24 protein-coding genes and 3 pseudogenes are annotated in these 25438 nt (G+C 44.0%); 19 read left to right on the top strand and 8 right to left on the bottom strand.

The features are described 5' to 3' along the window. Window positions 1–41 precede the first annotated feature (41 nt). The 9 genes and pseudogenes from BLR65_RS21775 (at window position 42) to BLR65_RS21730 (ending at window position 8390) form a co-directional block, all read left to right on the top strand. Window positions 42–1031: an amidohydrolase family protein gene (locus BLR65_RS21775; protein WP_093796281.1), complete on the top strand. Its 990-nt coding sequence runs from the start codon at window positions 42–44 to the stop codon at window positions 1029–1031. Window positions 1032–1207: 176 nt separating this feature from the next. Beyond that, on the top strand, window positions 1208–2614 hold the full coding sequence (locus BLR65_RS21770; RefSeq protein ID WP_093796280.1) for an amidohydrolase: 1407 nt from the start codon (window positions 1208–1210) through the stop codon (window positions 2612–2614). A 328-nt stretch (window positions 2615–2942) separates the two neighbouring features. After that, the gene (locus tag BLR65_RS21765) at window positions 2943–3695 is read left to right on the top strand and encodes a CPBP family intramembrane glutamic endopeptidase (protein WP_093796279.1); all 753 of its coding nucleotides are present in this window, start codon (window positions 2943–2945) and stop codon (window positions 3693–3695) included. Window positions 3696–3814: 119 nt separating this feature from the next. Next, window positions 3815–4608 (top strand): annotated as a pseudogene (gene folP, locus BLR65_RS21760) (dihydropteroate synthase). A gap of 131 nt (window positions 4609–4739) precedes the next feature. Then, window positions 4740–5420: a Crp/Fnr family transcriptional regulator gene (locus BLR65_RS21755; protein ID WP_093796294.1), complete on the top strand. Its 681-nt coding sequence runs from the start codon at window positions 4740–4742 to the stop codon at window positions 5418–5420. A 142-nt stretch (window positions 5421–5562) separates the two neighbouring features. Next, window positions 5563–6777 (top strand): MFS transporter, encoded by a 1215-nt coding sequence (locus BLR65_RS21750; RefSeq protein WP_342741403.1) that lies wholly within the window; start codon window positions 5563–5565, stop codon window positions 6775–6777. Window positions 6778–6834: 57 nt separating this feature from the next. Further along, window positions 6835–7476: a class I SAM-dependent methyltransferase gene (locus BLR65_RS21745; protein ID WP_169716931.1), complete on the top strand. Its 642-nt coding sequence runs from the start codon at window positions 6835–6837 to the stop codon at window positions 7474–7476. Window positions 7477–7510: 34 nt separating this feature from the next. Continuing rightward, window positions 7511–7843, top strand: a complete 333-nt coding sequence (locus BLR65_RS21740; protein ID WP_093796275.1) for a YbaK/EbsC family protein — start codon at window positions 7511–7513, stop codon at window positions 7841–7843. A 220-nt stretch (window positions 7844–8063) separates the two neighbouring features. After that, window positions 8064–8390: a M20/M25/M40 family metallo-hydrolase gene (locus tag BLR65_RS21730; protein ID WP_169716930.1), complete on the top strand. Its 327-nt coding sequence runs from the start codon at window positions 8064–8066 to the stop codon at window positions 8388–8390. A 213-nt stretch (window positions 8391–8603) separates the two neighbouring features. On the opposite strand, the gene BLR65_RS30005 is transcribed toward BLR65_RS21730, so the two are convergent. Further along, the gene (locus BLR65_RS30005) at window positions 8604–8765 is read right to left on the bottom strand and encodes a hypothetical protein (protein ID WP_169716929.1); all 162 of its coding nucleotides are present in this window, start codon (window positions 8763–8765) and stop codon (window positions 8604–8606) included. 200 nt (window positions 8766–8965) lie between these two features. Beyond that, a complete protein-coding gene (locus tag BLR65_RS21725) occupies window positions 8966–9622 on the bottom strand; it encodes a nitrilase-related carbon-nitrogen hydrolase (protein WP_169716928.1) in 657 nt (218 codons plus the stop codon). 151 nt (window positions 9623–9773) lie between these two features. Here BLR65_RS21725 and BLR65_RS31635 point away from each other — a divergent pair. Then, window positions 9774–10243, top strand: a pseudogene (locus BLR65_RS31635) (PEP/pyruvate-binding domain-containing protein). Beyond that, window positions 10225–11880, top strand: coding sequence for a PEP-utilizing enzyme (locus BLR65_RS21720; RefSeq protein WP_245692974.1), 1656 nt, complete (start codon window positions 10225–10227; stop codon window positions 11878–11880). Before BLR65_RS31635 ends, BLR65_RS21720 begins: the two are co-directional and overlap by 19 nt. On the opposite strand, the gene BLR65_RS21715 is transcribed toward BLR65_RS21720, so the two are convergent. The 4 genes and pseudogenes from BLR65_RS21715 to BLR65_RS21700 form a co-directional block, all read right to left on the bottom strand. Further along, window positions 11877–12458: a cyclase family protein gene (locus BLR65_RS21715; protein ID WP_093796272.1), complete on the bottom strand. Its 582-nt coding sequence runs from the start codon at window positions 12456–12458 to the stop codon at window positions 11877–11879. The two genes, BLR65_RS21720 and BLR65_RS21715, sit on opposite strands and share 4 nt — an antisense overlap. A 301-nt stretch (window positions 12459–12759) precedes the next feature. Next, a complete protein-coding gene (locus BLR65_RS21710; protein WP_425441021.1) occupies window positions 12760–14085 on the bottom strand; it encodes a lipase family protein in 1326 nt (441 codons plus the stop codon). 142 nt (window positions 14086–14227) lie between these two features. After that, a pseudogene (locus tag BLR65_RS21705) lies at window positions 14228–16344 on the bottom strand (efflux RND transporter permease subunit). After that, window positions 16341–16706, bottom strand: coding sequence for an efflux RND transporter periplasmic adaptor subunit (locus BLR65_RS21700; RefSeq protein WP_483881000.1), 366 nt, complete (start codon window positions 16704–16706; stop codon window positions 16341–16343). Before BLR65_RS21700 ends, BLR65_RS21705 begins: the two are co-directional and overlap by 4 nt. Window positions 16707–16977: 271 nt before the next feature. Here BLR65_RS21700 and BLR65_RS21695 point away from each other — a divergent pair, with 271 nt between their 5' ends. From BLR65_RS21695 to BLR65_RS21665, 8 genes are all read left to right on the top strand, one after another. Then, the gene (locus BLR65_RS21695) at window positions 16978–17574 is read left to right on the top strand and encodes a TetR/AcrR family transcriptional regulator (RefSeq protein WP_093796271.1); all 597 of its coding nucleotides are present in this window, start codon (window positions 16978–16980) and stop codon (window positions 17572–17574) included. Window positions 17575–17604: 30 nt separating this feature from the next. Continuing rightward, window positions 17605–18657 (top strand): C45 family autoproteolytic acyltransferase/hydrolase, encoded by a 1053-nt coding sequence (locus BLR65_RS21690; protein ID WP_093796270.1) that lies wholly within the window; start codon window positions 17605–17607, stop codon window positions 18655–18657. Between the two features lie 195 nt (window positions 18658–18852). After that, window positions 18853–18996, top strand: coding sequence for a hypothetical protein (locus BLR65_RS30000; protein WP_169716927.1), 144 nt, complete (start codon window positions 18853–18855; stop codon window positions 18994–18996). Window positions 18997–19004: 8 nt separating this feature from the next. After that, complete coding sequence (locus BLR65_RS21685) at window positions 19005–19214, top strand: Rossmann-fold NAD(P)-binding domain-containing protein (protein ID WP_093796269.1); 210 nt, start codon at window positions 19005–19007, stop codon at window positions 19212–19214. Between the two features lie 202 nt (window positions 19215–19416). After that, window positions 19417–20331 carry an alpha/beta fold hydrolase gene (locus BLR65_RS21680; protein WP_093796268.1) on the top strand — a complete coding sequence of 305 codons (915 nt, stop codon included), beginning with the start codon at window positions 19417–19419 and terminating at the stop codon, window positions 20329–20331. A gap of 77 nt (window positions 20332–20408) precedes the next feature. Next, entirely contained in the window at window positions 20409–21218 is an 810-nt protein-coding gene (locus tag BLR65_RS21675; protein ID WP_093796267.1) for a carboxylesterase family protein, read from the top strand. 54 nt (window positions 21219–21272) lie between these two features. Continuing rightward, the gene (locus BLR65_RS21670) at window positions 21273–21983 is read left to right on the top strand and encodes a CTP synthase C-terminal region-related (seleno)protein (RefSeq protein WP_093796266.1); all 711 of its coding nucleotides are present in this window, start codon (window positions 21273–21275) and stop codon (window positions 21981–21983) included. A 47-nt stretch (window positions 21984–22030) separates the two neighbouring features. Then, window positions 22031–22573: an HIT family protein gene (locus tag BLR65_RS21665; protein ID WP_093796265.1), complete on the top strand. Its 543-nt coding sequence runs from the start codon at window positions 22031–22033 to the stop codon at window positions 22571–22573. A 54-nt stretch (window positions 22574–22627) separates the two neighbouring features. Here the strand turns inward: BLR65_RS21665 and BLR65_RS21660 are convergent, their stop codons facing one another. Both BLR65_RS21660 and BLR65_RS21655 read right to left on the bottom strand, forming a co-directional pair. Then, window positions 22628–23842: an MFS transporter gene (locus BLR65_RS21660; RefSeq protein ID WP_169716926.1), complete on the bottom strand. Its 1215-nt coding sequence runs from the start codon at window positions 23840–23842 to the stop codon at window positions 22628–22630. Between the two features lie 228 nt (window positions 23843–24070). Then, window positions 24071–24964, bottom strand: a complete 894-nt coding sequence (locus BLR65_RS21655) for a LysR family transcriptional regulator (protein WP_093796263.1) — start codon at window positions 24962–24964, stop codon at window positions 24071–24073. Window positions 24965–25438: the final 474 nt, after the last annotated feature.

Raw genomic sequence — 25438 nt, 5'->3', positions numbered from 1 at the left:
TATGAAGCGCACAACGTGCGCACAGCGAGGAGAGAAAGAGAATGAAAAAAACTATGGAAAGCGTAATTAAAAACTACAAGGGAAGCAGTTTGCCTAAAATCGATGTGCATGTTCATTATGTGCCGCAAGCTTATCAGGAAGCGTTATTAATCAACGCCAAGAAAAACCGCGACCGGTTTCCAACCCCGGAGTGGGATATAAAGACTCATTTGGACATAGCCGAACAGTTGGGCATTGTTACTACCATGCTGTCAATTACCTCGCCGCATATTCATTTTGGTGATGATCATGCCGCTAAGGTCCTGGCACGAAAAGTAAATGAAGACGGCGCGGAACTTGTCCGGAAATATCCGGGTCGGTTTGGCTTGCTCGCTTCTTTGCCATTGCCTGATATAGACGCCAGTATGGAAGAAATTCAGTATGCTTTAGATGTTTTGCACGCCGATGGATTTACATTACCAACCAACTCTCAGGGAGTCTACCTGGGTGATCCGCGCTTGGACCCCGTTTTTGCAGAACTAAATAAGCGCAAAGCTATAGTGACCCTTCACCCTACTACTCCCGGCGCGGTACCGGAAAATATTCTCGAAGATTTGCCGATGCCGCTCGTGGAATTTTTCTTTGACACAACCCGCACCATTATTAACATGATCTTAAAAGGCACCTTAAAGCGGTTTCCTGATATTAAAATCATTGTTCCTCATGCCGGTGCCTTGTTGCCAATCCTTGCAGACCGGATGCAGGTCGGTCTTCAGGTATTAAATAAAGGGGAAGCCGTTATCGACGTATATGCCGCTTTACGGAGTTTGTATTATGATGTAGCCGGAGTCTGCCTGCCACGGCAATTGGCGGCTCTGCTGCAGCTGGTAGATAATGACCACCTGTTATATGGCAGTGATTATCCCTATACGCCGGCGGCTGGCTGCATTTATTTAGCAGACGCATTGGATAAGACAAATTTGCTTACCGATGAGCAGCGGCGTGCCATATACCGGGACAATGCGGTTAAATTATTTCCGCGGCTTAGGTAGAAATGCCATTATGCTGCTCGTCAAAACGCAAGGTCCTTGGCCAGTATCCAGGCGGGCGAGAACGAGAAGAAAACAAAAATGGATAGGTGAGCGAAGCATGAGTAGATCGGGAACGAAAGAAAGAATAATAACTGGTTAACCTAATCAACCTCAATGTATTTACAAGGAGGGTCACTATGCTAAAGCAAAAAGTTTGGAGCAACATTGATGAAAATAGTCAGATGTTGAAAAAAATGGCGCGGGATATCTGGGAAAATCCCGAGGTTTCACTGGAGGAAGTATTTGCTTCAAAGCTGCAGGCCAAGGTATTGGAAGAGGCGGGACTAAAGGTATCGCTTGGCCTGAAAGGCATGCCTACGGCGCTTATCGCCGAATACGGGGAGGGAAAACCGGTTATCGGCATTCTGGGAGAATATGATGCGCTCGAAAGTCTGTCGCAGGATTCTGCGCCAGATAGAAAGGTACGGGTGGAAGGCGGTCACGGACATGGCTGCGGTCACAACCTGCTGGGTGTGGCCGGCGTCGGTGCCGCCATAGCCATCAAAGAGGCGATAGAACGGGGAGAACTCAAGGGCACCGTTCGTTATTATGGATGCCCGGCGGAGGAGGAACTTATAGGAAAGCTATTTATGCTACGAGACGGATATTTCGACAATTGCGACGCACTACTGTATTGGCACCCATCTTCTAACAACACCCCCTGGCGGGTGCCGTGTCTGGCGGCCACTTCCGTGCTGTTCAGCTTCAGAGGGCTCACCGCCCATGCACCTCAGGCGCATATGGGACGCAGCGCGCTGGACGCGGTTGAATTGATGAACGTGGGTGCAAATTATCTGCGTGAGCATCTTCCGCGCGAGGTCATGTTTCATTACTCAATCTTAGGCAATGGAATCGCTCCAAACACCGTGCCGGACAGATGCCAGTCCTGGTATATGATGCGGGCTCCCAAACGGACACAACTGGATGAGGCGTTTCAACGTCTTGTGGAAGTGGCAAAAGGGGCGGCGATGATGACGGGGACCATGTTGGAAAACGTTGAGGTCCTTGGCGGAGGAAATGAAGTAATAGTGAATCAGACGATTGCTGATTTGTTCGTAAAGAATATGAACGAACTGGGGGGTGGCCCGGCCTTTACGGAGGAGGATTACGCCTTTGCTGAAAAACTTACCGACCAATTTACGCCCGAGCAGAAACTCAGGGGTGCGCAGGCGTTCCAGATTCCACCCGAATATTATGATAAGGTCTTGATGGACAAGGTAGTATCCAAAACCAACTGCGACGTATTTCCTGTCTCGGGAGATGCAGATCCAAGCTGGTTATTCCCGTTGGGAGCCGTTTACTGCGCCACATGGCCTATAGGTGTGTTTACACACACCTGGCAGGCTACGGCATGTACAGGCTCTAACATCGGTTTTAACGGCATGCTATTTGCGTCGAAAACACTGGCGGGCGCGTGTTATGAATTGATGACCGACAGTGGTTTAGTAGAAAAGGTCAAAGACGAATTCCGGGAAACAACAAAAAATCTGAATTATAAAATGAACATTGGAGCCGATGCGGTGCCCAAGAAAGTGAAACTATAAATAAACAAGGAAAGGATATCTGTCGTTGGTAGATACTGACCACCTTCTGTATGGAAGATTAAAAGTCAACACAACCCAGCAATAGTCTTTGATTACATTTTAGGAACGTCTCCAGACCAAAATACTTCCGGCATTTCCACGTCGGTCTTGGAGTTTCGTAAATAAAACGATAATGCTTCGACAATACGTCATGTCATCTGTTCCCGTGAGGAACCTTTCCCGTAACATTAATTGATCATTAACAAGGTAAAGCTATGTGTGAGCCTTTTTCGCAACACGCCGCAGGTTGAGACAAGTATCAATTCAGGGATGTGAAGGGGATATAAAATTGATACAAACTGAATTTTCAGTGGAACAAACAGCTATTATCCATCCGGAAACGGAACTGCTGATATTTGGAAGCTATGCGGGATTCTACTGCATCATTATCTGGATATGCTCGCTGTTAATAAAAAACTATCCGATCCCTTTATTTGGCTGCCACGAATTCGGCAATGATTTATGGTATGTGTTATTCGCTAAAATAATATTTCTTCTGGTTGTTCCACTTTTTATATACTGCAATAGAGGTTATCATCTATCATCATTACTTCAATGGAAGTTTCAAAGTAAGGAAAAGAATGTTATTGCCACAGTATTCTTTTTGACGGTTGGGCTGCTTATTAATCACAGCTATCTTCGGAGGATTATTGATGTAAGAGACCATATAAATATAATGATGGTGTTGATTTCGTTTTTTATTCCTCTACTCACGGCGGCTATCCCGGAAGAAATCTTTTATAGGGTTATTTTACAAACGCGAATCGAAGAACTTTTCGGTAGTACGATAGGCGTAGTTTGTTCAAGTATAGCGTTTGCCCTGTTTCATTTCCCATCACGATTTATTTTATCTAACGACATGGAAGGCGTGGCGGGGAATGTATTATCAGTGATGATGGGGACGGTATTTCCTGTATTTATAGTAGGTCTTATTTTCGGACTTCTTTGGTCTAAGTTCAAGAATATGTATTTATTAATAGCTCTTCATGCAGGTATAGACTTTTTTCCACAACTCGCAGATTTACTGGGAATAAAGACATGAGTCGATATTGATAGGAGTCTTGCAACAATGTTTGTGATTAGTGGTGAAAATACTGTGTTCGTTCAGTAGATATTTATATATGAAGCGCGCAACGTGAGCATGGAGAGGTTTTTGTGAAAATATCTACCCCAAAAATATTAGGAGTTGTAAATATTACTGACGACAGTTTTTCGGATGGTGGACTTTATCTACAAACAAAGCTATAGAAAAATCTCTTCAGCTTGTGGAAGATGGCGCTGATATCATCGATCTAGGGGCTGCTTCCAGCAATACTGTAACAAAAGAAGTGAAGCCGCAAGAAGAAATTAATCGTCTAAAACCGGTGGTTAATTCTTTGCTATCGCAAAAGATTCCGATTTCAATAGACACTTTTAAGCCTGAAGTTCAAAAATATGTTTTAAAGAATAATGTTCATTATATAAATGATATCCAGGGGTTTCCTCATGCTGAAATTTATTCTGATTTAGCAGAAGCTAATTGTAAACTCATTATAATGCATTCCGTCCAGCGTTTTGGTCCGGCTACAATTGTTGAAACTGAACCCGAAAAAGTATTTAAGGGAATGGTCACTTTTTTTATCGAACGTATTAAGACGCTTCAAAATTCAGGTATTTCATTGGAACGAATGATTTTAGATCCGGGGATGGGAAATTTCTTAGGATCTAATCCGGAATCTTCAATTTATGTTTTAAAAAATATAAAACAGTTGAAGGAATATTTTAAATTACCAATCCTTGTTGGAGTTTCTCGAAAATCATTTTTAGGTGACATCACCAATCGCAAAGTAAATGAGAGAGGGCCAGCTACTTTAGGAGCAGAAATTTATCTAAGTTATATGGGCGTAGACTATATCCGTACACATGATGTACGTGCTTTGAATGATGTACTAAAAGTGATTAACACATTAATCTAGTTTCAATTAAAATAAATTCTAAAAAATATTGGTTGATGTAAAGTTTTCAACTTGATTAGGAGTTTTTTCATTTGCTTTTCTCCTGGATAGGAACACTGTGTATTTATTATTTTCTAATTAAGGATGAGGTTATGGGAAAAGGAAAATACCTATGTTTACATGATACTCCTGTTTTTTTCGGGATTGATATGGTTTCATTTCGTTTGTTTTGTCATGCCATGCGCAAATATTTAAAGAAAAAAGGAGAATATTTGTTCCGACAGGGAGATCCGGCTGATACCATATACTTTCTCAAAGACGGCAGCTTCAAACTGGTTAGTGTAACGCAACAGGGGGAAGAGATGATCACTCAGATTGTTGGACCGGGTGAAGTGATCGGCGAAGCCGCTTTATTTAAAGAAGACATCGTTTTAGCCAACTCAGCAATTGCATTAGAAGAGGCAAAAATCTGTTGCCTTGACCGTCAGGCATTTGAAAATGTTATTGAAAGCCATCCTGAGCTTGCCATACAGATCATTAGAAACCTTGGCAAGCGTTTACATGATACCTGGGAACGATTTGCCGAATTCAGTACGCAAACAACGCAAGAAAAAATAGTAAGTTTATTTATCCGGCTGGCACGAGAATATGGACAATCTTGTAATGAAGGCACGTTAATTAAGCTATACTTGACGCAACAGGAGATTGCGGCGAGTATAGGTGCTTCCCGGGTTATGGTTTCACGAGTTTTACAGCAGCTTATAGAAAGTGACTATATTTGCAAGAATCAAGGATATTATGTTTTAAAACGCAAATGTGTAGTTGATTTGTAAGCCCATTTTTCGCAGTCCTTTGTCATTCGATGACAATAATTTGCCAAATGTGGGTGTAAAATAGTTTACAGATATAATTTCCTTCCTAGTATTACAATGAAAGGCAATACTGGTGAAGGGAAGTGCATTTATTTTGAAAAAGATGCATAGCGGAAATACGGGCACAGCCGTTATGGAGAGCTTATGGACAATGTCATTCGTTCTTACCATATTTACAAATTTTCTAGCCTACTTTGGCAACTTCATGCTTATGTCAACATTACCTTTACATGTCTTACATATTGGAGGAAATAAAATCATGGCGGGACTGGTAACCGGTATTTATTCTCTAACCGGTTTTATTTCTCGTCTAAAAATTGGCGGATTGCTGGATCGGAAAGGAAGAAGGCCGATTATGCTTGCGGGTCTTTCTTTGTTGTTGCTGACAATCATCTCTTACAATGCGGCCGCGTATTCCATAATTTTGTTACTAGCGCTGAGAGCGATACACGGAATAAGTTGGAGCGCAACCACCACATCAGTTAGCACCCTAGCTTCTGACCTGATCCCAGCCGCCCGCAGAACCGAGGGAATGGGCCTTTTTGGCATCTCAATGTCAAGTGCTGTAGCTGTCGGTCCTGGCTTGGGATTATACTTGATGGAGTATTATAATCACACAGCACTTTTTCTTTTTTCAGCGGTATGTATCGTGTTGGCATTACTTACGGGCTTTTGGGAAAACAGATACTATCATACTCAGACGAGAGTAGAAGCTCCGATTATTAATAAACTTGAACATAGTGTGGGGCAAATTACAAAATCAACGGTTTTTGAAAAAAAGGTGATTTGGCCGTCTTTTTTGTTTTTTATCGTTATGATGACCTACTCCACTATAGGAATCTTTCTGCCCGCTTATGCGAGTGAGCAAGGCATTGCCAATATCGGGCTGTTTTTTGTAGTTACCGCACTGTCTACGATATTTGTCAGGTTGGTATCAGGTCGAGTTGCCGACCGGCATGGAAATAACAAAGTATTGATACCGGGCATGGTTTTATTGGCAGTTGGCCTGTACCTGTTATCTGTAGCTAGGTCGTTCCCGCTGTTTCTTGTGGCCGCTGTGGTTTACGGCAGCGGCCATGGTGCGGTTCAACCTACCCTAAACGCGTTGGTTATATCACTTGCGCCGGTGGAAAGACGCGGAGTGGCTAATGCCACATTTTTATGTGCTATGGACATAGGACTAATCATTGGCTCTGTTATTTGGGGTAGTGTGGCTCAAGCTTTTGGCTTTACTTACATATACAGTACTTCAATGATTCTAATTATTTTATCTATTGCAATATATTTGGTATTTTCGCGAGGAAGGTTAAATGCATGATTACAGGTATCTTTATAGTTGTGAATAGACAAACCTAAATGAATGGAGATGCATGCCATGACAAACGATGTAACAATCTCAAGATTCGATAAAGGAAGTGAACATTATCAAACCGATTCCATCAAATATAGAAAACTCTCCGCCGATAGGGTCTCACAATTAGTAGCGCCTGCTTTAACCGATATCATACTGGACATCGGTTGTGGAACGGGGACCCAGTTAATCGAATTAGCAGGTATGATAAAAAGGGGTATAGGAATCGATATAAGTTCTGGAATGGTTCAAAAGGCCAACGATCAATTAAAAAAGGCCGGCTGCGCCAACTTGGAATTTTATATAGGAGATTTTATAACCCCGGAAAGAGAATTTCCCCTGGATAAGATGAAAATCAACAAGATCATCAGCAACTATGCATTACATCATTTAAAGCATGTCGATAAAAAAAAGGCTCTGGATAAGATGATCAACCTTGCTGGCGATAATTTGGAGATGATTGTTATCGGCGATCTCATGTTTTTTGATGATCCGGAAAACTATGCCAACCAGTACGATCAAATCGGCTACGGACCGGGGACAGACCTGCCCTGCTATGCCGATGAATTAGTCGGTCTGTTTGACAGGGGTGTTTTTACCGTTACATTGGACAGGATTCACCCTTTGGTGGGTGTATTAAAGGCTATGAGGGGTATTAACCCATAAATTTATCTCGTGTCTAAAAGGAGGAAACCAGAGCATGAATATTCGTAAGAAAATTTTTGATGTAATGGGACGTATGAATATCTCATACGATGTCATTGAATATCCAGCAGTATATACCATAGAAGACATGGATAAATTGAATATCGACAATAAAGAGGCAATAGTTAAAAATCTATTTATTCGGGATGATAAAAAGCAAAGATATTTTTTAATAGTGCTTCACAAAAATAAGCGAGTTAATTTGAAAGAAATTCGAAAGAATTTACATTGCAGGCCGCTAAGTTTTGCTTCAGAAGCAGATTTATATAAATATATGAAATTCAATTTCTTGATTTACTATTATTGGCGGATGAACAAGAAGACATGATTGATAGGTACTTAGACCACGGGGATATGTTTGCTCTATATGATGGTGATTTAAGGAGTGTCTGTGTGGTAGCATGTGAACCTAATGGTATTTGCGAACTAAAAAATATAGCCACTTATAGACAATGACCTTGAATTTTTCACGGATTACCTTGAAGAATGGGAATGGGGAAGTTGGCTGTGACATCCGTGTACCAGTAACTGTGAACCCGGAAACTATAGTGGAAAAAATCAAAGCAGCTACAACTGCTTTAGGACTAAAATTGGAAATACCCGAAATTACCCAGCCTCTATATTATCCTAAAGACAGCTTTTTGGTCACGACATTGACTGAAATTTTTTGTCGGCATTTTGGCAAAGACGTAGCACCTATGACTACAGGTGGCGGTACTTATGCAAAAACAATGCCTAATACTGTGGCGTTTGGTATGGCCTTTCCTGGAGGAATTTCTAAAGGTGAACATGAGGCTGACGAAAAACTTGATTTAGATGAATTGATGTTAGCAACAAAAATACTTGCGGAAGCCATGATAAAACTAGCGCAATAATAGCGGAAGATTTGCAAGGCGGCGGATTGGAGATTCGCCGTTTTTCTTTGTCGAACCTGAAGAGTACCCGCTGCCTTAGAATCATCATAGCTGGTTTTATATGAGCATACACTTATCCTCATAACAGATTTACCTAACCACTTTGCCCCTCCTAGCCAGCAAACACCCGATTTTTGAACTTCCGCAACTAACTTTTCTGTTATATTATCATTATCACAATATACTACTACTTGATTGTCCCGGGGTAAGATTAACTTGTTTTTCATCCCATTTCACATGTTTATTGATAAACTCAACAAACCCAAGCCGTTTTAGATAGGTGTGGGCAATTTTAATGGACATCGGCGTTTGGGTGGTGGTAGTATATCGTTTCATCACGAATCACTCCTCAATTAATACTTTTAAGGAGATATTCGCCATGAAGGACGGAAAATCATTTTCTTGTATTGATAATCCCTAATGTATTTTCCATGCGAATTTTTGTATTTTCCACAAGCATGCGAGATGTGAACTGCCGTGGAATCCAGACATTCAGAAGAAGGAATCATCGGATCAGGGTGGAGTGCGTTGTTTTATCATTTTCTCTTAAGCCGGAAGAGGGCCAGAGACGTTCCGAACAAGCAGAGCCAGGCCAGCCAGTCCCCCTGCAGGCTGTACAGAGAATAACCGCTGCCCAGCTGAACTTTGGCAAGTAGGCTGGTTTCATCCTGATTGCTGACTGGTACTGTTCCCTGCAGACGGCCGCGGCTGTCGCTGACCGTGAGTAATCCCCACTGTGCGGCGCGGACTACGGCGACATTTTCTTCCACGCCGCGTAGAATAGCTATACGGGCGTGCAGCCAGCCGTCAGTATGAAAGTCCAGAGCAGGCACCAGCAGGAGACCGGTCCCCTGCTGGCTGTATTCCCTTGATGGCAAAAGAAAGTCCATATCCTTGCAGATGACAATTCCGGCGCTGGCGGTTGCGCCGGTTTCCAGTAATGCAAGGTCTTTGCCGGGAGTGTAGCTGTTTTCATAGGGGGAAAGCAAATGCTGCTTATTATACGACTGAATCAGAGAACCGTCCGGGGCAAATACCAGAGCGGCATTGCGCAGCCGTTTCTCCTGCAGGCTGAGGCCGGCAATCAGGGTAACCCGGTTTCGGCGCGCCGCCTGACTTAGTATGGATAAACAGGAAAAATCTCCGTATGGGCGAAAGCAGGAGGATCGCGCCGGTGAGACGCTTGGTGCCACTAGCGGGCTAGGTGGCGAGCTAAGATAATAAAGTGAAGATGAAGAAGTTAACGTCCTTAAAAACAAAACGAAAATTTGTTCACAGGCGTATACGAATTGAAACACGTGTAAAAATATTCGATAGATTCAGCTTGACTAGTATTTAAAATTCATCAGGATTGGTGTTGATTTAAAGTTTACGGCCGACCCAGTTAGCGGAAATCGCACTGTCGTTTCCATAGACGCCAGCTTCGGCCTGGGAGAAGCCCTGGTGTCCGGCTGGTATCCGCCGACCTCTACAAAGTAAAACATGATAGAGTCATCAGTAAGCAGATATCACACAAAAAGTTAGCCATTTATTCCTTGCCTGACGGCGGTACAGTTACCCACGAATTGTCACCGGCGCAACAAGCGACGCAAGCCCTCACCGATCACCAAATTAGGGACCTGGCCGCGTTAGGGAAAAAAATCGAGCGACACTATGGCAAACCGCAGGACATCGAGTTTTGTATGGCCAATGGTGAGTTTTTTATCGTCCAGAGCCGCCCCATCACCACGCTGTACCCCCTGCCGGACATTCCGCAGCAGCCGCTACGGGTGCTGTTATCCTTCGGCATGTGCAAATGGCGACCGACGCCATGAAGCCTTTAGGTTTATCGGTGCTGCGAACCATATTTCCGGCTAATATATTCAAGGAGGCAGGCGGAAGGGTCTTTATCGATATCACCGACCTGCTTCATTACAAAATTGCGCGGTTCGTTTTCCCAAAACTATTGACCAACGCCGACGAAGCCATGAGCCGGGCCGTAGAGGCCATCATTAAACGTCCGGAGTTTTTTGAAGGGCACCAAGCAGTAAATGTCAATGGCCTCGCTGCTGTTCGAAGAGTTGTAGGCCCCATCATAAAAAAAGTGTGGACCAATCTTCGTTCCGGCGATCCAAAACTTGCTAAATCCCAGGTCGAAAACTTCATGCAGGCAAGAATGAAACAGACTAAGCAGGCCATTGGCCGGGTACGAGGAGCCGAACGGATAAAAGAAATTTATCAGCAATTAGCTAGCTTGCTGCCGGAGGTTTTAAACAGGGTCATACCTTATGTTGCTCCAGGGATTATCGCCAATGCTCTGCTGAAAAAAATAATTGTCCGCAGGTTCAAAGATACCACGGAGCTTAACAAGCTAAATAAGTCGCTTCCCGGGAATGTTACCAGCAAAATGGGATTGGAGCTCGGTGACCTGGCCGATATGCTTAGAGAACTTCCCGACGTGCAGACATACCTCAAAACCGCTGTCGATCAAACCTTTTATGCAGGGCTTGAACGGATTCCTGGCGGCAAACAGTTCCGGCAGGCTTTTGAAACTTTTATCGGCAATTACGGCATGAGATGCCCGGGTGAAATCGACTTAACCAATCTCCGCTGGTATGAAGCTCCGACACAATTGGTAGCGGCGCTCTTCAGTCATATACAAAGCCTGCAATCTGGTGAACACCGGCAGCGTTTTGCCGAAGGCGAAAAAGAGGCGGAAGCGGCTGCACGGCGTATTATGGACGTGGCTGAAGGAACCTATTTTCCAAAAAAGATTCTAACCCGCCTGATTACTGTGTTTCGTAATATGGGGGGCTTGCGGGAGCACCACAAATACTTGCTTATCAGTGTAATGGGTGAATGCAAAAAAGCGATTCTGGCGGAAGCGACCGGGCTTGTGCAAAAAGGGGTTTTAATGCAGGCGGAAGATGTCTACTTTTTGAGCCTGGAAGAATTAATCCAAGTATTGGAAGGTAATTTGACGGTGAACGCGTCCGAATTGATCGCTAAGCGCAAGGAACAGTATCAATGGCATCAAAGTCTAAAATCGCCACGCGTAATGACAAGTGAGGGAGAAATTGTGGTGGTTCCTGCGCGCCGAGGTCCTATTGCGGAGGGGACGCTTATTGGCAGTCCAGTTTCGGCAGGAGTCGCTGAAGGGATAGCCCGCGTCATTTTCCGGCCGGAAAATGCGGTTTTGCGTGAAGGCGAGATTCTGGTTGCGCCGCATACCGACCCTGGCTGGACCCCCTTGTTTCAATCGGCAATTGCCATTATTACCGAAGTGGGAGGCTTGATGACCCACGGGGCGGTTGTAGCCCGTGAATATGGCATTCCGGCGGTAGTAGGGGTTGATGATGCAACTACGTTGATCAAAGACGGGCAAAAGATCCGGGTAGATGGCACCCAGGGCTATGTGATGATCATAGACGGCGCGGAAACTGCGAAAGGGGACAATCCGGAGAGTCACTAAATTTCGGCAACAACCCGGCAGGGTAATCCCGTCAGCCCTTCATAGTTGACAGGATAAGTATGTACTATAAATGTCTGACCTTTAGCCGCTGCAAGCAATGTCTCCAGATTCGCCAGATTTTCAATCACAAAGACACCGTGATCGGCACAATACTGGTCAGCCCGGTGATGTTCGGCAGGCTTACGGATACCGGCAAAGTCAATACCAATCATGCTCACCTTTTTATTTATAAGATCGCTTATTAGCGCATTTGATAGTTCGGGATGGCTTTGACAATATTCGGGAGTTCCATACTTTTTTTCTTTTAAGTACCCCGTATAGAACATAATAAAATCGTGTTCGGTAATTTCGTCTATATGGATATCACCAGCTTCAATATCTCTTCCTTTTACGTGGCTGACATCAAATAATTTTCCATTTCTCTCAGTATTCTCCAGGGAAAACTTTTTGTCCATAGCGTCGAAGTGGGTGCCGATATGGCCGAATTTAGCGACAGGGGGTATTTGACCAGCGGCAGTCATATTCACCATTAAATTTAGAATTTCTTCGGTAACAGTAACGGACAAATCAATTTTCATTATGCATCGCTCCATTGTGAGAGTTTATAGAAACGTTGTTAGTCATGGCTAGTGACAAAATGTCAAAATGTCCGAGCAAATATCCCCCCCGACTAATGCCGGGGGATATTTATTTTATTGCAGTTTGGGTAAAGCATTGGTCTGTGGCTTTCCAACTTGAAGGCTGTGGTCGCTGATGTATTTTATAGCTGAGACAGCACGAAAAAGGAGACAAGAGATATTCGTTAACAATAAAGGCCGCAATTGAGTGAGTACGAGAACTATATGACCACAGAATATTTTTCCAGTCATGATCAAAACATTAACTTGCTTTTGCAAATTGATCTGTCAAATGAGCATGCATCCCTTTGAAAGTGTGAATGAAAGCTTCCAGGGGAGTCAGGTTGTAGGTTGCCGTTGAGAAAGTGGCAGTAGCGGTTACGGTGCCGGTAGTGACATCATAAACAGTTTGCGTTAACGTGATGTGGTACGTGTTCTTTTCTTGTTTGATACGCATGGCGCTGACTTCAGAGACAATGGCCCACCGGCTACCGGTGGCACTGGCCGGTTGCTGCCAGTCAGTCTGATTATTAGCTATGACATAGTCCGGTAATGTTTGTTGATATTCGTTCAGCAATGCTTCCTGCATGTATAAATAGTCTGCCGCCAACTCGGCAGGAAGGTTATTGACGAGCGGGGCAATATAAATACGTCCCGGATTTTTTTGTTTGTCGATAGACGGGAGTGGAAGCTGTACTCCGGCTGCAAGAGCTAAACGGCGTTTGTCATAATAATTTTTTATCGCCGCATCGATATAGGCCGTTAGTTGGTGGGCGTCATCTGCCGTATCAGGCGGCTGCCATTTAATTTTCCGGCCAAACTGCCGATAGCCGCCTACCAGAGTCTGCAAGGCACCAGTTATCTTATCACCGGAATTGACAACACGGGTTAAATTGAGAATAGGCTCAAATTTAGCGGCAAAGGCATCGTTGCCTACAGCAGGCGCGCCGAAGGTAATGATTGTTAACTGCTCCGGGCTGATGCCCGCACTGAGAAGCCTGGCTCCGGCCAAGGTAGCGGCTGCGCCGCCTAGACTATGTCCGGTCACGTACAATTTGCGGGTTTTGTCAGACTCGAGCAACTCGGGAAGTGAGAGACTGGTTTGCCGGGGATTGCGTAAAACGGCTGATAGTCCGGCCTGGACAAATTGATTAAATCCCTTGTGAACTTTAGGTTCGGTACCGGGAACATCCTTTTTGGCAGCATTGGCAGCGAATTCCGCCTCATTACTGCCGGCGAAATATACTTTGTCAACTTTAAGGTCAATTTTAATATCCTTATCATTTTCCGTGCCGACAATGGCCACCAGGTAGTAAGGGACGTCTTTTTTTTGAGCAATCAGATAACGGGCACCAGTATGGCCCTGCGCCTGAACGTAATGATCAATTTGCCAGCCATCCTGTTCCAAATAGCGATTGGCCAGTTCGCCGATCCGGTCATTATAGACCGCCGCGCTGGCAGCGGCTGTAAGATAGAGCGTATAGGCTTCCTGGTAATCTTCTTTCGCACCGGCATGGCCTGTGGCTGGAATAAAGGCCAGTATGCAGGTAACAAGGTATAGTAGCAAAAAATGTTTCAATTTTATCACCCCGCAAATTACCATTGCCACCAACGGTTGCAAATGTTTTGTGTTTGTCTCAAGGTGGATAATTGCCTTAAGCATTTTTCTAATAGTTTTGTTGTAGATAAGTAAAGGAATTCGGGCTAACACTACTTACTATTATAAACCGCTAAGTACTTGTATTAAATAGAAATTTTATCGGAGTATCTCTCATAGGCTGGTTGACCTTGTACCAGGTTGCATACAGGACCGGTAAAACGATGAGAGTCAAAACGGTAGCGGCAAAGAGTCCGCCGGCAATGGCAACAGCCATGGGGCCCCAGAAAATGCTGGATACTAACGGCAGCATGCCCAGGATCGCCGCCGCGGCCGTGAGCATGATGGGGCGAAACCGGCTGATGGTTGCATGGATGACCGCATCCCACAGCGGTTCGCCGGCATCGATATGCCGGTCTATCTGATCAATCAGTATAACCGAGTTTCTGATGATAATCCCGGCCAGCGCCAGAATGCCTAATTGTACGACAAACCCCAGCGGGCGTCCGGTTAGCAAGAGCGCCGGAGTGACGCCGATCATTCCTAGTGGTGCCGTCAGCAAGGTCATGAGCGTCTTGGGAATGTTGTGTAACTGGAACATGAGCAGGGTAATTATGAGGACTATCATGGCCGGTACAGGCTGAAGCAGCCAGCGCATAGCATTTTCACTGGATTCTGCTGAACCGTCGATTTTGATATCGTAGCCTGACGGCAAGGAAGTGCGGAGATCTTTTAATCGTTCATAGGCAGCTATTGCCGCATCGTCTCCCAAGACACCTTCCGCAGTATCGGCCTGGAGTGTAATCGTCGGTTTTAAATCACGTCGCCAGATCATGCCTTCTTCGGCCTCATAGCGGATTTTGGCGATTTGATCCAGCGGCACAAAGCGGCCGCCGTCGATGTGAATGCTTAGATCCTTAAGACGGGATAGGTCCTGGCGGCTGTCACGATCAACGCGAAACACAATACCGACCGTTTTATCTTTTTCTCGGAACTCTCCAACTGCCGCGCCTGACAGCAGCGTCTGAAGGCTGGCTGTCAATACCTGATTGTCTAGACCCAGCGCCCGGGCTTTAGTCTGATCGATGTCCAGGCGCAGGACTTTACTTTTTTCATTCCAGTCTAAGCTGATATCGGTAAGGTTAGGGTCAGTGGCGAGGATGTCTCTGGCTTTCCCGGCAATGTCCCGGACTTTGTCGTGATCCGGGCCGCTGATCCGGAGCATAACCGGATACGGGTCGGTCGTCAATGGATTGTTTGACTACAGTGGGTTGATTGGTAACGGTATTTAGTTCCAGCCCGAGCGGTAGCTCTTTTTTGATTTGAGCTGTGGTTTGTTCCAGGGATTTGCCCAGGGCAAGAATGTTGCCGCCTTTTTCCATGGAAAGCGCCAGACTGATGGCTGGTTGTCCGTTGTAAAACATTTTCGTTGCCGGCGGGTCAATGTACTTGCGTTCAATTTTGGCGATATCGCCAAGGCGGAAGGTGCGCCCATTGGAACGCAGCGGTAAATTTTTCAGGTCATCGATATTTTCAAACATGCCGAACACGCAGATAGACGTTATCGGCAGCGGTTTCGATCATGCCGGCTGCCGTCATAGCGTTTTGCGCCTGCACGGCGCTGGTAATGTCAGATGGCGCAAGCCCCAATTGCGCTAACTTGGCGGATTCGATTTCAATATAAATTTTTTCCGCCTGTACGCCCAGCAAATCGACTTTTTTTACACTGGGCACTGTCAGCAAGGTGCGGCGGATAGTTTCCGCCCGTTCCCGTAGGTCCTCGTAGCTGTAGCCATCGCCGGTCAACGCGTAGATGCAGCCGAACACATCATCAAATTGGTCATTGAAGTAAGGGCCGTCGACGCCCTGCGGCAGGGTGGCCTTGATGTCATTGACCATATTGCGCACTTGCAGCCAGGTGGGCTGTACCTTATCGGCGGTAACCGTATCTTCTTTCAGGGATACATAAATTACGGATTGCCCGGGCAGCGAATAGCTTTTCAGATAGTCCAGACCCGGAGTGTCCTGCAATTTTTTTTCGATTTTATCGGTCACCTGTTCTTCCACCTGGCGGGCGGTTGCGCCAGGCCAGGCCACCGATACGACCATCTGGCGGATAGTAAAATCAGGGTCTTCCATCCGGCCGAGATTCTGGTAGGCAAACAGTCCGCCCAGGAAAATGACAGTGATGAAATAGTAAATTAGTTGTTTATGGTTGAGGCTCCATTCGGCCAAATTAAAGGTGTTCATTGTTGGACACCATCCGGTAACCGGACTTTTTGTCCTTTGCGGAGTTTGTGCACGCCAGCCGTGATGATGATTTCACCCGGACGGAGACCGGTCACTTGTACATGGTCATTACCGAGATTGACGATCTGAACAGGCCGCAAATGGGCAATACCATCAGTCACTACCCAAACACTGGGCGTATCATTGGTTTGATAGATGGCCGCCAGGGGAATGGAAATCAGGTCGGTGGTTTGATCGCCGCCACTGGTCAAGGATACGGCGGCCGTCATGCCTAACTTGATTGCCGGCGGTGGGTTCAATAAACTGATGCGCACTTGGTAGGTGCGGGTGGCCGGGGCGGCCATAGGCGCGATTTCCCGCACATAAGGCTGGTATTGAGGTTAGACCTTTTGATTTTAAAGTTGCATATGCAGCATTCAAAATATTGGGATCCAATGGGCGTGATGTTTGATAGACGAGAATTTCTTAAGCGAAAAGGCATTAAAAAATATGGCAATATTCCTGCAGGAATATAACTGCTAAATAATGATCATTGAGAAAATGCTTTTTTCATTGCTATTGACGATCAGCATTATTTTGCAGTAAAATTAATCTACCGACTAGTCGATAGATTAATTTTTTCAGGAGAAACATATGAGCAAACAAACCAAAGACAGAGTAAAAGAAGTAGCGCGGGTGCTCTTTGCCGTCAACGGATATGACGCCACTACAATGGACCAGATTGCTGCGGGGGTCGGCATAAAAAAGCCGACATTGTATGCTTACATTAGCAGTAAAGAGGAATTGTTCTTATCCATCTATAGTGAACTGGAAAATGACTACCGGAGTTATATGGAACAAGTAATTGCGGAAACTGAAGGCATGGCCCCGCCGGAAAGATTATATTATCTTTTTAAGCAATATATTATTTATTCTACCCGCGATATGGAAACAGCAATATTATGGAACCGCATCTTGTTTTTCCCGCCGGCATTTTTAAAGGATGAACTCGCTTCGCGGGTATTCAGCAATGAAATGCAGCTCGGGCGGAAATTGATGGCAATCATCCGGGAAGGTATTGATCAGGGCCTGCTGCGGAAAGCACCACCTGAGGAAGTGCTGTTCGCTTACTATAGTCTGCGGGAAGGCGTGCTGGCATTGCTGCTTGCCTTTAAGCGCCCGGAAGAGGAAAATGCCAGAAGAGTGGATATAGCCTGGCAAAATTTCTGGTTTGGCATCAAAGAAAAGTAAAGGAGGAGAGCAAACAATGCAAGAAAAAAAATGCTTACTTTCGTGGAATGTCAAGGCACTTCCTATGAAATGGGACGGCAATATGGGGAGGCATGCCGGGACCAGCTGGCGAAAGCGCTGGAGATGAACATAAATAAATTAAGGCATTTTGCCAAAATAAACCGGGAGGATATCCTGGCTAATGCCCACAAGTTTCTGCCACAGGCGGAAGCGTTTGATCCGGAGCTTATTGCTTTTTTGCGAGGTGAGGCTGAAGGTGCAGGTATTCATTTTGATGAAGCCTTTTATCTTAGATGTTCGCTCGAAATACTGCTGTATTACGGCAAGATTGCCAGTCTGTGTACTTCCTTTGCGGCGACGGGCATGGCAACAAAAGACGGCAAAACCATTCTGGGTCAGAATATCGACTGGTTTAGCGACTTTCCTGTCGCCTTACTGAAACTGAGATATGCTAGTGGTTTGGGGCAACTGGCATTATCCTTTGGCGGCGTTGCCGAATATGTTTTAAGTTCCAGGGGGTTTGGCCTTTGTGCTAATTTAACACTTGCGCCACGCGAAAACTACCGGGCCGGTTTGCCCTATGGCTGCTATTTACCCAAAGTGATGCGACAGGAAAAGATTGGGGACGCGTTGGGCGTTCTATGCCAAGTTGCGCGAGGTACCGGTTATTATCAACTGGCAAGTTCGGAAGGTGATCTTGTCGGCTATGAAAGTACGTACGATGATTTTAATGTCCTTCATCCCGATAAAGATATGCAGGTACATGCCAATCATTATCTTACAGAACGTTTCCAAAAAGGGGACTGGGGTTATACCATTTTTCCCGATACCTACTTGCGGGTAAACCGGATCAAGAGGCTTATGGAGCTTCAGTACGGGGAAATTACGCCGGAAGTTATGATGAAAATCCTTTCCGACCATAACAACTATCCGGATGCGATCTGCCGGCATGCGAATCAGAATCTTTCACCGGAGCATCATTCTGAAACGTTGGCGTCTTTCATCATGGTTCCCGAAGAACGTAAGATGTATATTGCCTATGGTAATCCTTGCCAGTCTGACTATCTGCAGTACACGCTATAATGTGCTTTCAGCATGCTGGCATAAAAAGCCAGTTATTGACAAGAAATAGATGACAACATATACTATACACGTGGTGAATTTAATATACTATCGGTATAAAAAACATAAATTGCCTGATCCGCATGATTTTAAGATTGCTGTTTTTCTTGTAAAAAGTAACCATGGGCGGAAGCTAAGCATGAGCAGTTGTTGTCAGTGAATAGTAAAAAAGACTTGAACGTGGTTTGTGAGGGGATTTTAACAGTGACAAGGGAAACCATTCGTATATTTGATGGCGCTGTCGCCATCATTACCGGCGGCGCGTCGGGAATTGGTGCCGCACTTGGCAGATTGATTTAGCGGAAGATGTGGCTGCTGCCATTCGAGAGGAAGGCGGGAGCGCGGTTGCGACTGAACTCAATGTAGTAGATTATGCTGCCGTGGAAGCCTTGGTTTATGAAACAGTCAAACGAAGCGGCAGATTGGCCGATTTGTTGAAAAATTTAAGCCTATGCCGGCAGATGTTTTTGCCAGGAAAGCGCTGGATGCAGTTGCCAGGAATGAGGTTGTTATTGTAATTCCGGGCAGCAATAAATTATTCTGGTGGTTTGACCGCCTTTTCCGGAATGGAATTTACGGTTGCTGACAAAGAAAGTCGCCGCGCTTTTTCAGTAAGGAAAGTCGACTGAATAAAATAACCCATTTACAGGAGCATTTTTTTGAGATTTATTTTGAATATAATGCAATTTAAATGATAAGCAGATTTGGAGGAGAAAAACAATGCCTAATGTGACGGCCAATCGAATTCAGATTGAATATGATACTTTCGGCGATAGGTCTTCTCCCGCCTTACTATTAATCGCCGGCAATGGTGCCCAACTGCTCTTCTGGGATGCCGAGTTCTGCGAATTATTAGCGAAAACGGGGCTTTTTGTTATTCGCTTTGACAATCGCGATGCGGGTCTTTCGACAAAATTTGATGAAACTGGAGTCCCAGATATTATGGCTGCAATCAAAGCCGCTATGGAAGGCAAGGATGTTGCAGCGGCATATTCTTTAGACGATATGGCAGACGACTGTGTGGGGTTACTTGATGCTTTGCACATTGAAAAAGCGCATATCTGCGGCGCTTCGATGGGCGGCATGATAGCCCAAGTTGTTTCTTATAGGCATCCACAGCACGTTCTGAGTCTGATTTCCATCATGTCAAACACGGGAAATCCCCATCTTCCGCAGGGAAAGCCGGACGCGATAGCTGCCGTTGTCGCACCGCCGCCGACGGAGCGCACAGCATATATTGAACACAATATAAATGTATGGCGAAAGATTTGGAGCCCCGGCTTTCCCTTTGAGGAAAAAAGAGCTCGGACATACCTAGAGAAGAGTTATGACCGCTCATATTACCCACAGGGAATGGCGCGTCAAAATATGGCTATTCTTTCCCGTGGCGATAGAACAGCAGCGCTTTCATCCATTAAAGCCCCAACACTCGTCATACACGGGTCCGGTGATCCGCTGATCCCAGTCGAGGCGGGAAAAGATACAGCTCACGTAATTCCTGGGGCAGATTTATTGATCATTGACGGAATGGGGCACGATCTTCCCACAGGGGTTTGGCCGGAAATAGTAACCGCTATTTCCCGTCATATAGAGCAGGCCCGTTTGAGATCCCCACAACGGTCCAATAACCTTTGATGACATTGTAGGAATTATATATGGGGATAGTCTGTATTATCCCGCAATAACGCCGCCATAAGAAGGGGATTGCTATTTTGAAAAAAATTGCTGGTATCTTCATCTTTCTCGTAATCGTAGCATTAGGCTACTTTAGGCAAAATGATTATCAGGTTAATGAACAAAAGGTTACAACGATTGAACCTGCATCTGCGCTTACACCAAGTACATCTGAAACGATCGAACCATCAGATGGTTTTGTGGAAAAGACAAGTGCCTTTATGTATCATGATCAAAAAATTCAATACCTGATTATTTTTCCTGCGGGATATACCCAAACGACAAATCAGTGGCCAATGATTTTATTTTTACACGGAGGTTCTTTACGAGGGCAAGATTTAGAACTTGTAAAAAGCTATGGGCCTCCCTGGGTTGCTGAACAAAGTGCCAATTTTCCATTTGTTGTTCTTGCACCACAATGTCCTGAAGGGGAAGATTGGCTGGAAAAGTCAGATATTTTGGCTGCACTGCTTGATGATGTGTTGCGTAAATATCGTATCGATCAAGAGCGAGTTTATTTGACAGGAACAAGTTTGGGCGGGAATGGAACATGGTATCTGGCATGTCAGCATCCGGAGTACTTCGCGGCGATCGCTCCACTAGCATCAAATCCAGTTATTCCCGATAATTGGAATAAAGGTTTTCTTTCAATGCCGGTATGGGCTTTCCATGGAGAAAAAGATACTGTTCTTCCACTAAAAAATCATGAAGCTATGATTAGTGAATTACGCAAGCAAGGAGGTACGCCTCGCTTCACTGTTTTGCCCGATCAGGGACACTATATTGCCGGTGTATATAAAAATCATGAATTGTATGACTGGTTTCTTGCTAATTCTCGACAACATTGAAAAAATAGGCAGGGAGTTATCGAAAAAAGATCTTCACTTAGAGAGGTATGAAACATGAGTAGTTTAATTAAAATAGGAGTAATTGGCGATTTTGATAAGGAACGGGCATCACACAAAGCGACAAATGAGGCATTACAGCATTGTGCCGGTTATTTGAAAATGAAGCTAGACTTACAATGGCTGTCTACCGAATCGCTGGAAGGCGATATCGATAAAAAAATGAGCAATTTTGACGGACTGTGGTGTGCGCCAGGAAGTCCTTATAAGAGCATGAAAGGAGCAATTAATGCAATTCGTTTCGCGAGAGAAAAAGATTATCCTTTTATCGGAACGTGTGGCGGATTTCAACATGCCGTTATTGAGTATGCTCAGAATATATTAAAACTAAATGACGTACGACATGAAGAATACAACCCGGATGCATCGAACTTATTTATTACGGCTCTGTCTTGTTCTTTGATTGGAGAAACACGTAAAATTTTTATAAAGCAAAGCTCAAAGATTTTTAATTTTTATTGCAAAACAGAAGTTGAAGAACGTTATAATTGTAATTTTGGAGTAAATCCTAAGTATCAAAATTTAATCAATGAAAATGGCTTTAAAGTGGTTGGCACTGATGAGAAAGGCGAGGCAAGAATACTTGAGTTACCCCATAATAAGTTTTATATCGCGACATTATTCCAGCCACAACTAAGTTCAACACCTGCAAACCCCCATAAACTTATTTTGGCCTATTTGAGATGCGCAAGCGGTCTGCCTGTTTAAACTTTCTAACATATTTCTTTTAAATGGATGTTTTGGAGGAAGATTAGATGTGTTTAACATGCTGTATCGTGGATGGTACGAAAATACCTCCCGGTAGTTTAATTTATAAGGACAATGAGATTATTATTCACCACTGTATTGATGTTAACATTCCCGGGTATCTAATTCTTTCGCCAGTGCGGCATGTGGCGGCCTATCAAGATTTGACACAAACAGAGATAATGGCGATGGCAATGAGTTTAAAAAAGATTACGGCTATTCTGCAGCAAATCCCTGATGTTGAAAAAGTGTATATATTAAATTTAGCAGAGGAAACCCTACACTTCCATTTTCATATTTTTCCCCGCTATCGCTGGATGCTTGATTTATTAAAAGAGGAATTATTTACGGATGGAAAATTGGATGGTGCTAAACTGTTTAGTTATTATCGGCGAGAAAATAAAGTAAATTACACGCAGGATTTATCTGGCTTGGAGCAGACGGTTGAGTTCATAAGAGCTTCTCTCAGGCAAGCACCTATTGATAGATTACATCAGGTAGACTCAGCAGATTTTTTAAATAAGCTTAAACTAAAGAAGCGGATAAAATGAAATAAACGCACTAGCACTTGGTGCGTCGGCATAGCTGATATGGAACTGAATTCACTACATTAAGTTTAGTAGTTTTTTTACTGTTGCTAAATACAAAATAACAGCTAAAACTATTAAGATAGAAGAAGCAATGTAAATATAACTAAAGCCAACTAGCTGGGCGACAATACCCCAAACAACGGCACCAAGAATCCCTCCCAAATCCATGGCACATAAAAAGGTAGCATTGGCGGCACCTCTTCTGTCAACCGGGGCACGGGAAACCACCAGTGCATTTAAAACAGGCTGAACGATTCCGTAGCCCAAACCGTAAAAAACAGCGGCAAGCAAAAATAATGGCAAGGATGAGGAAAAGAATAATATCTGTAAGGCAATTGCCAGTAAGAACATGCCAGGCACTAAGACTTTGGTAGCTCCATAGCGGTCGGCAATCCGGCCGGTTGTCAGTCTTGTAAACATCATTACCAAAGCAATGACAATAAAAAATGTCCCGATATTTGTTATACCTCTTTCACTTGCGTAGGGTGGCAAAAAAATCATAATGGTAGAATAAGTTGTAACAATGATAAAAAATAAGAAAGAGGGCCATAAAGCAGTTTGCTCGATAACTGCAATTTTTTTCTGCGCTGCAGGTGCCGGTGTTTTTTCCGTAACCGATTCAACCATACTTATTTGATTTTGGCAACAATATTTCTTGCCCCATTCGGTAGCTAAGGCCAGTACAATGAAACAGGCTGAAAGCAGGAAAAGCAACGTATAGCTATAATGTTCAACAATAAATAAACCTAATCCAGGCCCGATAACCATTGCCAACGATATGGAAATGCCGAAAAAACCCATGCCTTCATTTCTACGGGTAGCTGGAATTAAATCAGAAGCAATTGTGTTTGTTGAGGTGGTTACTGTACTCCAGCCGATACCATGGACAGCCCTTAGCAGCAATAATAAGGCAACCGAATAGGCTAGTGCATTGTAAGACATGATGATTAACAATAGTAAGCTCAATCCGGCAAACATAATCGGTACTTTACCCCTTCTGTCCAGCAAGGTTCCTATTTGTAAACGTGACACAAAGCCTGTTAAAGAATAGATACCGGTTACCAGTCCGGCAGCCACTTTGCTTCCGCCAATATGGAGCATTAGTAGTGGGAGCGTAGATAATAACATAAAATTACCGACATAAGTAAAAAAATTTACGGCGATAATGAGTATAAACGATGCTGTCCAGAGTCTTTCTTGTACATATTCCTGACTTGTTTTCTTAATCATACTTACTCCTCTTTTCGTTATATCCTTAAAATGAATTACTGCTGAAAAGAACTTTGCCATGGTTTAGGCATTCGGTTAGGCCAATCTAATTGTTTTTAATTATACCAAGTGAATTTTAATATGTATAATACAAAAATAATTGAAATTTCATATGAAAAAAGTATGATGATTATTAAACATAACCCCCTGCAATAAAAAATGCAGGGGGTTTAGGTTTAAATGTTCAATTTAGTTGTTATCCTGTTTTACTAACTCTATAAAATGCCGGGCAGCAGCAGAAAGATAGCGGTCTTTCTGCCAAATGACGGAAAGCGTTCTTGTCATTAACGTCGGTTCGATAATTTCTTTGAATAGTAAATTGCTATTGGGAACTAAGTTCGCCGCGGATTTTTGTACAAAGGCCACACCAAGTCCGGCATTTGCCCACAACAGCATAGAGCGAATATCATCGTGTGTGCAAAGTATTCTTGGTTTTAACCCAAGCTGCTGATAATACTTCAAAAGTCGTTCCTCATACTTGCGGTATACGATAAGCGGTTTATCCGCGAGAGCGGCTAATGGTATAGTATTTGTCGATAAATCAGTATGCCATTTTGGCGTAAATGCGGCAGCAACAGGTTCAGAAGGCAGAGAAATTGTTTCATAGATATCTAAATTAGCCGGAAGTCTTGTAATGCCGATTTCTATTACTCGCCTGGTTAGTAAGTCCTCAATTCTGCATATATCGCCTTCCCATAATTGAAAGTTAATTTCCGGATAACACTTATGGAAGCTGCAAATTTTTGTTAATAAAAAGGAAGCTCCTAAAGTGATACCCCAGGGCATTGCAATTCCAATCGCTAGTGTCCCCTGAAATCCGTCACCCACATCTTTCACTTCTTTTTCCGTTTGATTGATCAATTCCATTATTTGTTCAGCGCGGCTTCGCAATGCCTGTCCGGCAGTTGTTAATCTGATTTTACGGCTGCCACATCTGTCGATTAACTGAACTCCCAATTCAGTTTCCAGCAACTTAAGCTGTTGACTCAGCGGTGGCTGAGCCATATGTAAGGTTTGGGCAGCCTTAGTTATTTGACCTTCTTCCGCTACAGCAAGGAAATATTGAAGTCTTCTAATATCCATAAACAATGATCTCCTATATTTTTTTAATATAAAATTGAGATTATTTTTGTATTTTGCGTATTAAAAATCTGTAGCTATAATTATAAACAAATCAGAGATATAGTCAAGAAGGGGATGAACCTGGAACGGCAGAAGGCACCTTAAATGATAGTTCCAATGTTTTTTGATGCTTTAGGTATTTTGGCTGCAGAGAGATTTGATTTGAGGGGCAGTGATTTAATCTTTTAACAATTGAGAACAATTATATTTTTTATCATGACGGTGGGCTGGTTTCTTAAATAGTAGGGACATGGCAAAGCAAGAAAAACCTATCCGGAGTAAAGAAATCCGGATAGGTTTATTTTTGCTTATCAGAAAGTATAACCCTTTCTGATAATAAGTAAGAACGACTAAGCTTTCTGCCGGCGTCCTAAAGGACTTGGCACAAGCCAAGTCTTTTCTTAATGTATCAGAAATTATAAGTTTTGGGTGGTG

The sequence above is a fragment of the Sporomusa acidovorans genome, from assembly GCF_900101845.1.
Taxonomy (GTDB): Bacteria; Bacillota; Negativicutes; order Sporomusales; family Sporomusaceae; genus Sporomusa; species Sporomusa acidovorans.
The sequence above is the reverse complement of the archived record's forward strand: the minus strand, read 5'-3'. Positions and strand labels throughout refer to the sequence as shown.

Coding starts and splice junctions, on each gene's coding strand:
- BLR65_RS21775 (WP_093796281.1), top strand. CDS start 42: ATGAAAAAAACTATGGAAAGCGTAATTAAAAACTACAAGGGAAGCAGT.
- BLR65_RS21770 (WP_093796280.1), top strand. CDS start 1,208: ATGCTAAAGCAAAAAGTTTGGAGCAACATTGATGAAAATAGTCAGATG.
- BLR65_RS21755 (WP_093796294.1), top strand. CDS start 4,740: ATGGGAAAAGGAAAATACCTATGTTTACATGATACTCCTGTTTTTTTC.
- BLR65_RS21750 (WP_342741403.1), top strand. CDS start 5,563: ATGCATAGCGGAAATACGGGCACAGCCGTTATGGAGAGCTTATGGACA.
- BLR65_RS21745 (WP_169716931.1), top strand. CDS start 6,835: ATGACAAACGATGTAACAATCTCAAGATTCGATAAAGGAAGTGAACAT.
- BLR65_RS21740 (WP_093796275.1), top strand. CDS start 7,511: ATGAATATTCGTAAGAAAATTTTTGATGTAATGGGACGTATGAATATC.
- BLR65_RS30005 (WP_169716929.1), bottom strand. CDS start 8,765: ATGAAACGATATACTACCACCACCCAAACGCCGATGTCCATTAAAATT.
- BLR65_RS21720 (WP_245692974.1), top strand. CDS start 10,225: ATGGCGACCGACGCCATGAAGCCTTTAGGTTTATCGGTGCTGCGAACC.
- BLR65_RS21715 (WP_093796272.1), bottom strand. CDS start 12,458: ATGAAAATTGATTTGTCCGTTACTGTTACCGAAGAAATTCTAAATTTA.
- BLR65_RS21695 (WP_093796271.1), top strand. CDS start 16,978: ATGAGCAAACAAACCAAAGACAGAGTAAAAGAAGTAGCGCGGGTGCTC.
- BLR65_RS21690 (WP_093796270.1), top strand. CDS start 17,605: ATGCTTACTTTCGTGGAATGTCAAGGCACTTCCTATGAAATGGGACGG.
- BLR65_RS21680 (WP_093796268.1), top strand. CDS start 19,417: ATGCCTAATGTGACGGCCAATCGAATTCAGATTGAATATGATACTTTC.
- BLR65_RS21670 (WP_093796266.1), top strand. CDS start 21,273: ATGAGTAGTTTAATTAAAATAGGAGTAATTGGCGATTTTGATAAGGAA.
- BLR65_RS21665 (WP_093796265.1), top strand. CDS start 22,031: ATGTGTTTAACATGCTGTATCGTGGATGGTACGAAAATACCTCCCGGT.
- BLR65_RS21660 (WP_169716926.1), bottom strand. CDS start 23,842: ATGATTAAGAAAACAAGTCAGGAATATGTACAAGAAAGACTCTGGACA.
- BLR65_RS21655 (WP_093796263.1), bottom strand. CDS start 24,964: ATGGATATTAGAAGACTTCAATATTTCCTTGCTGTAGCGGAAGAAGGT.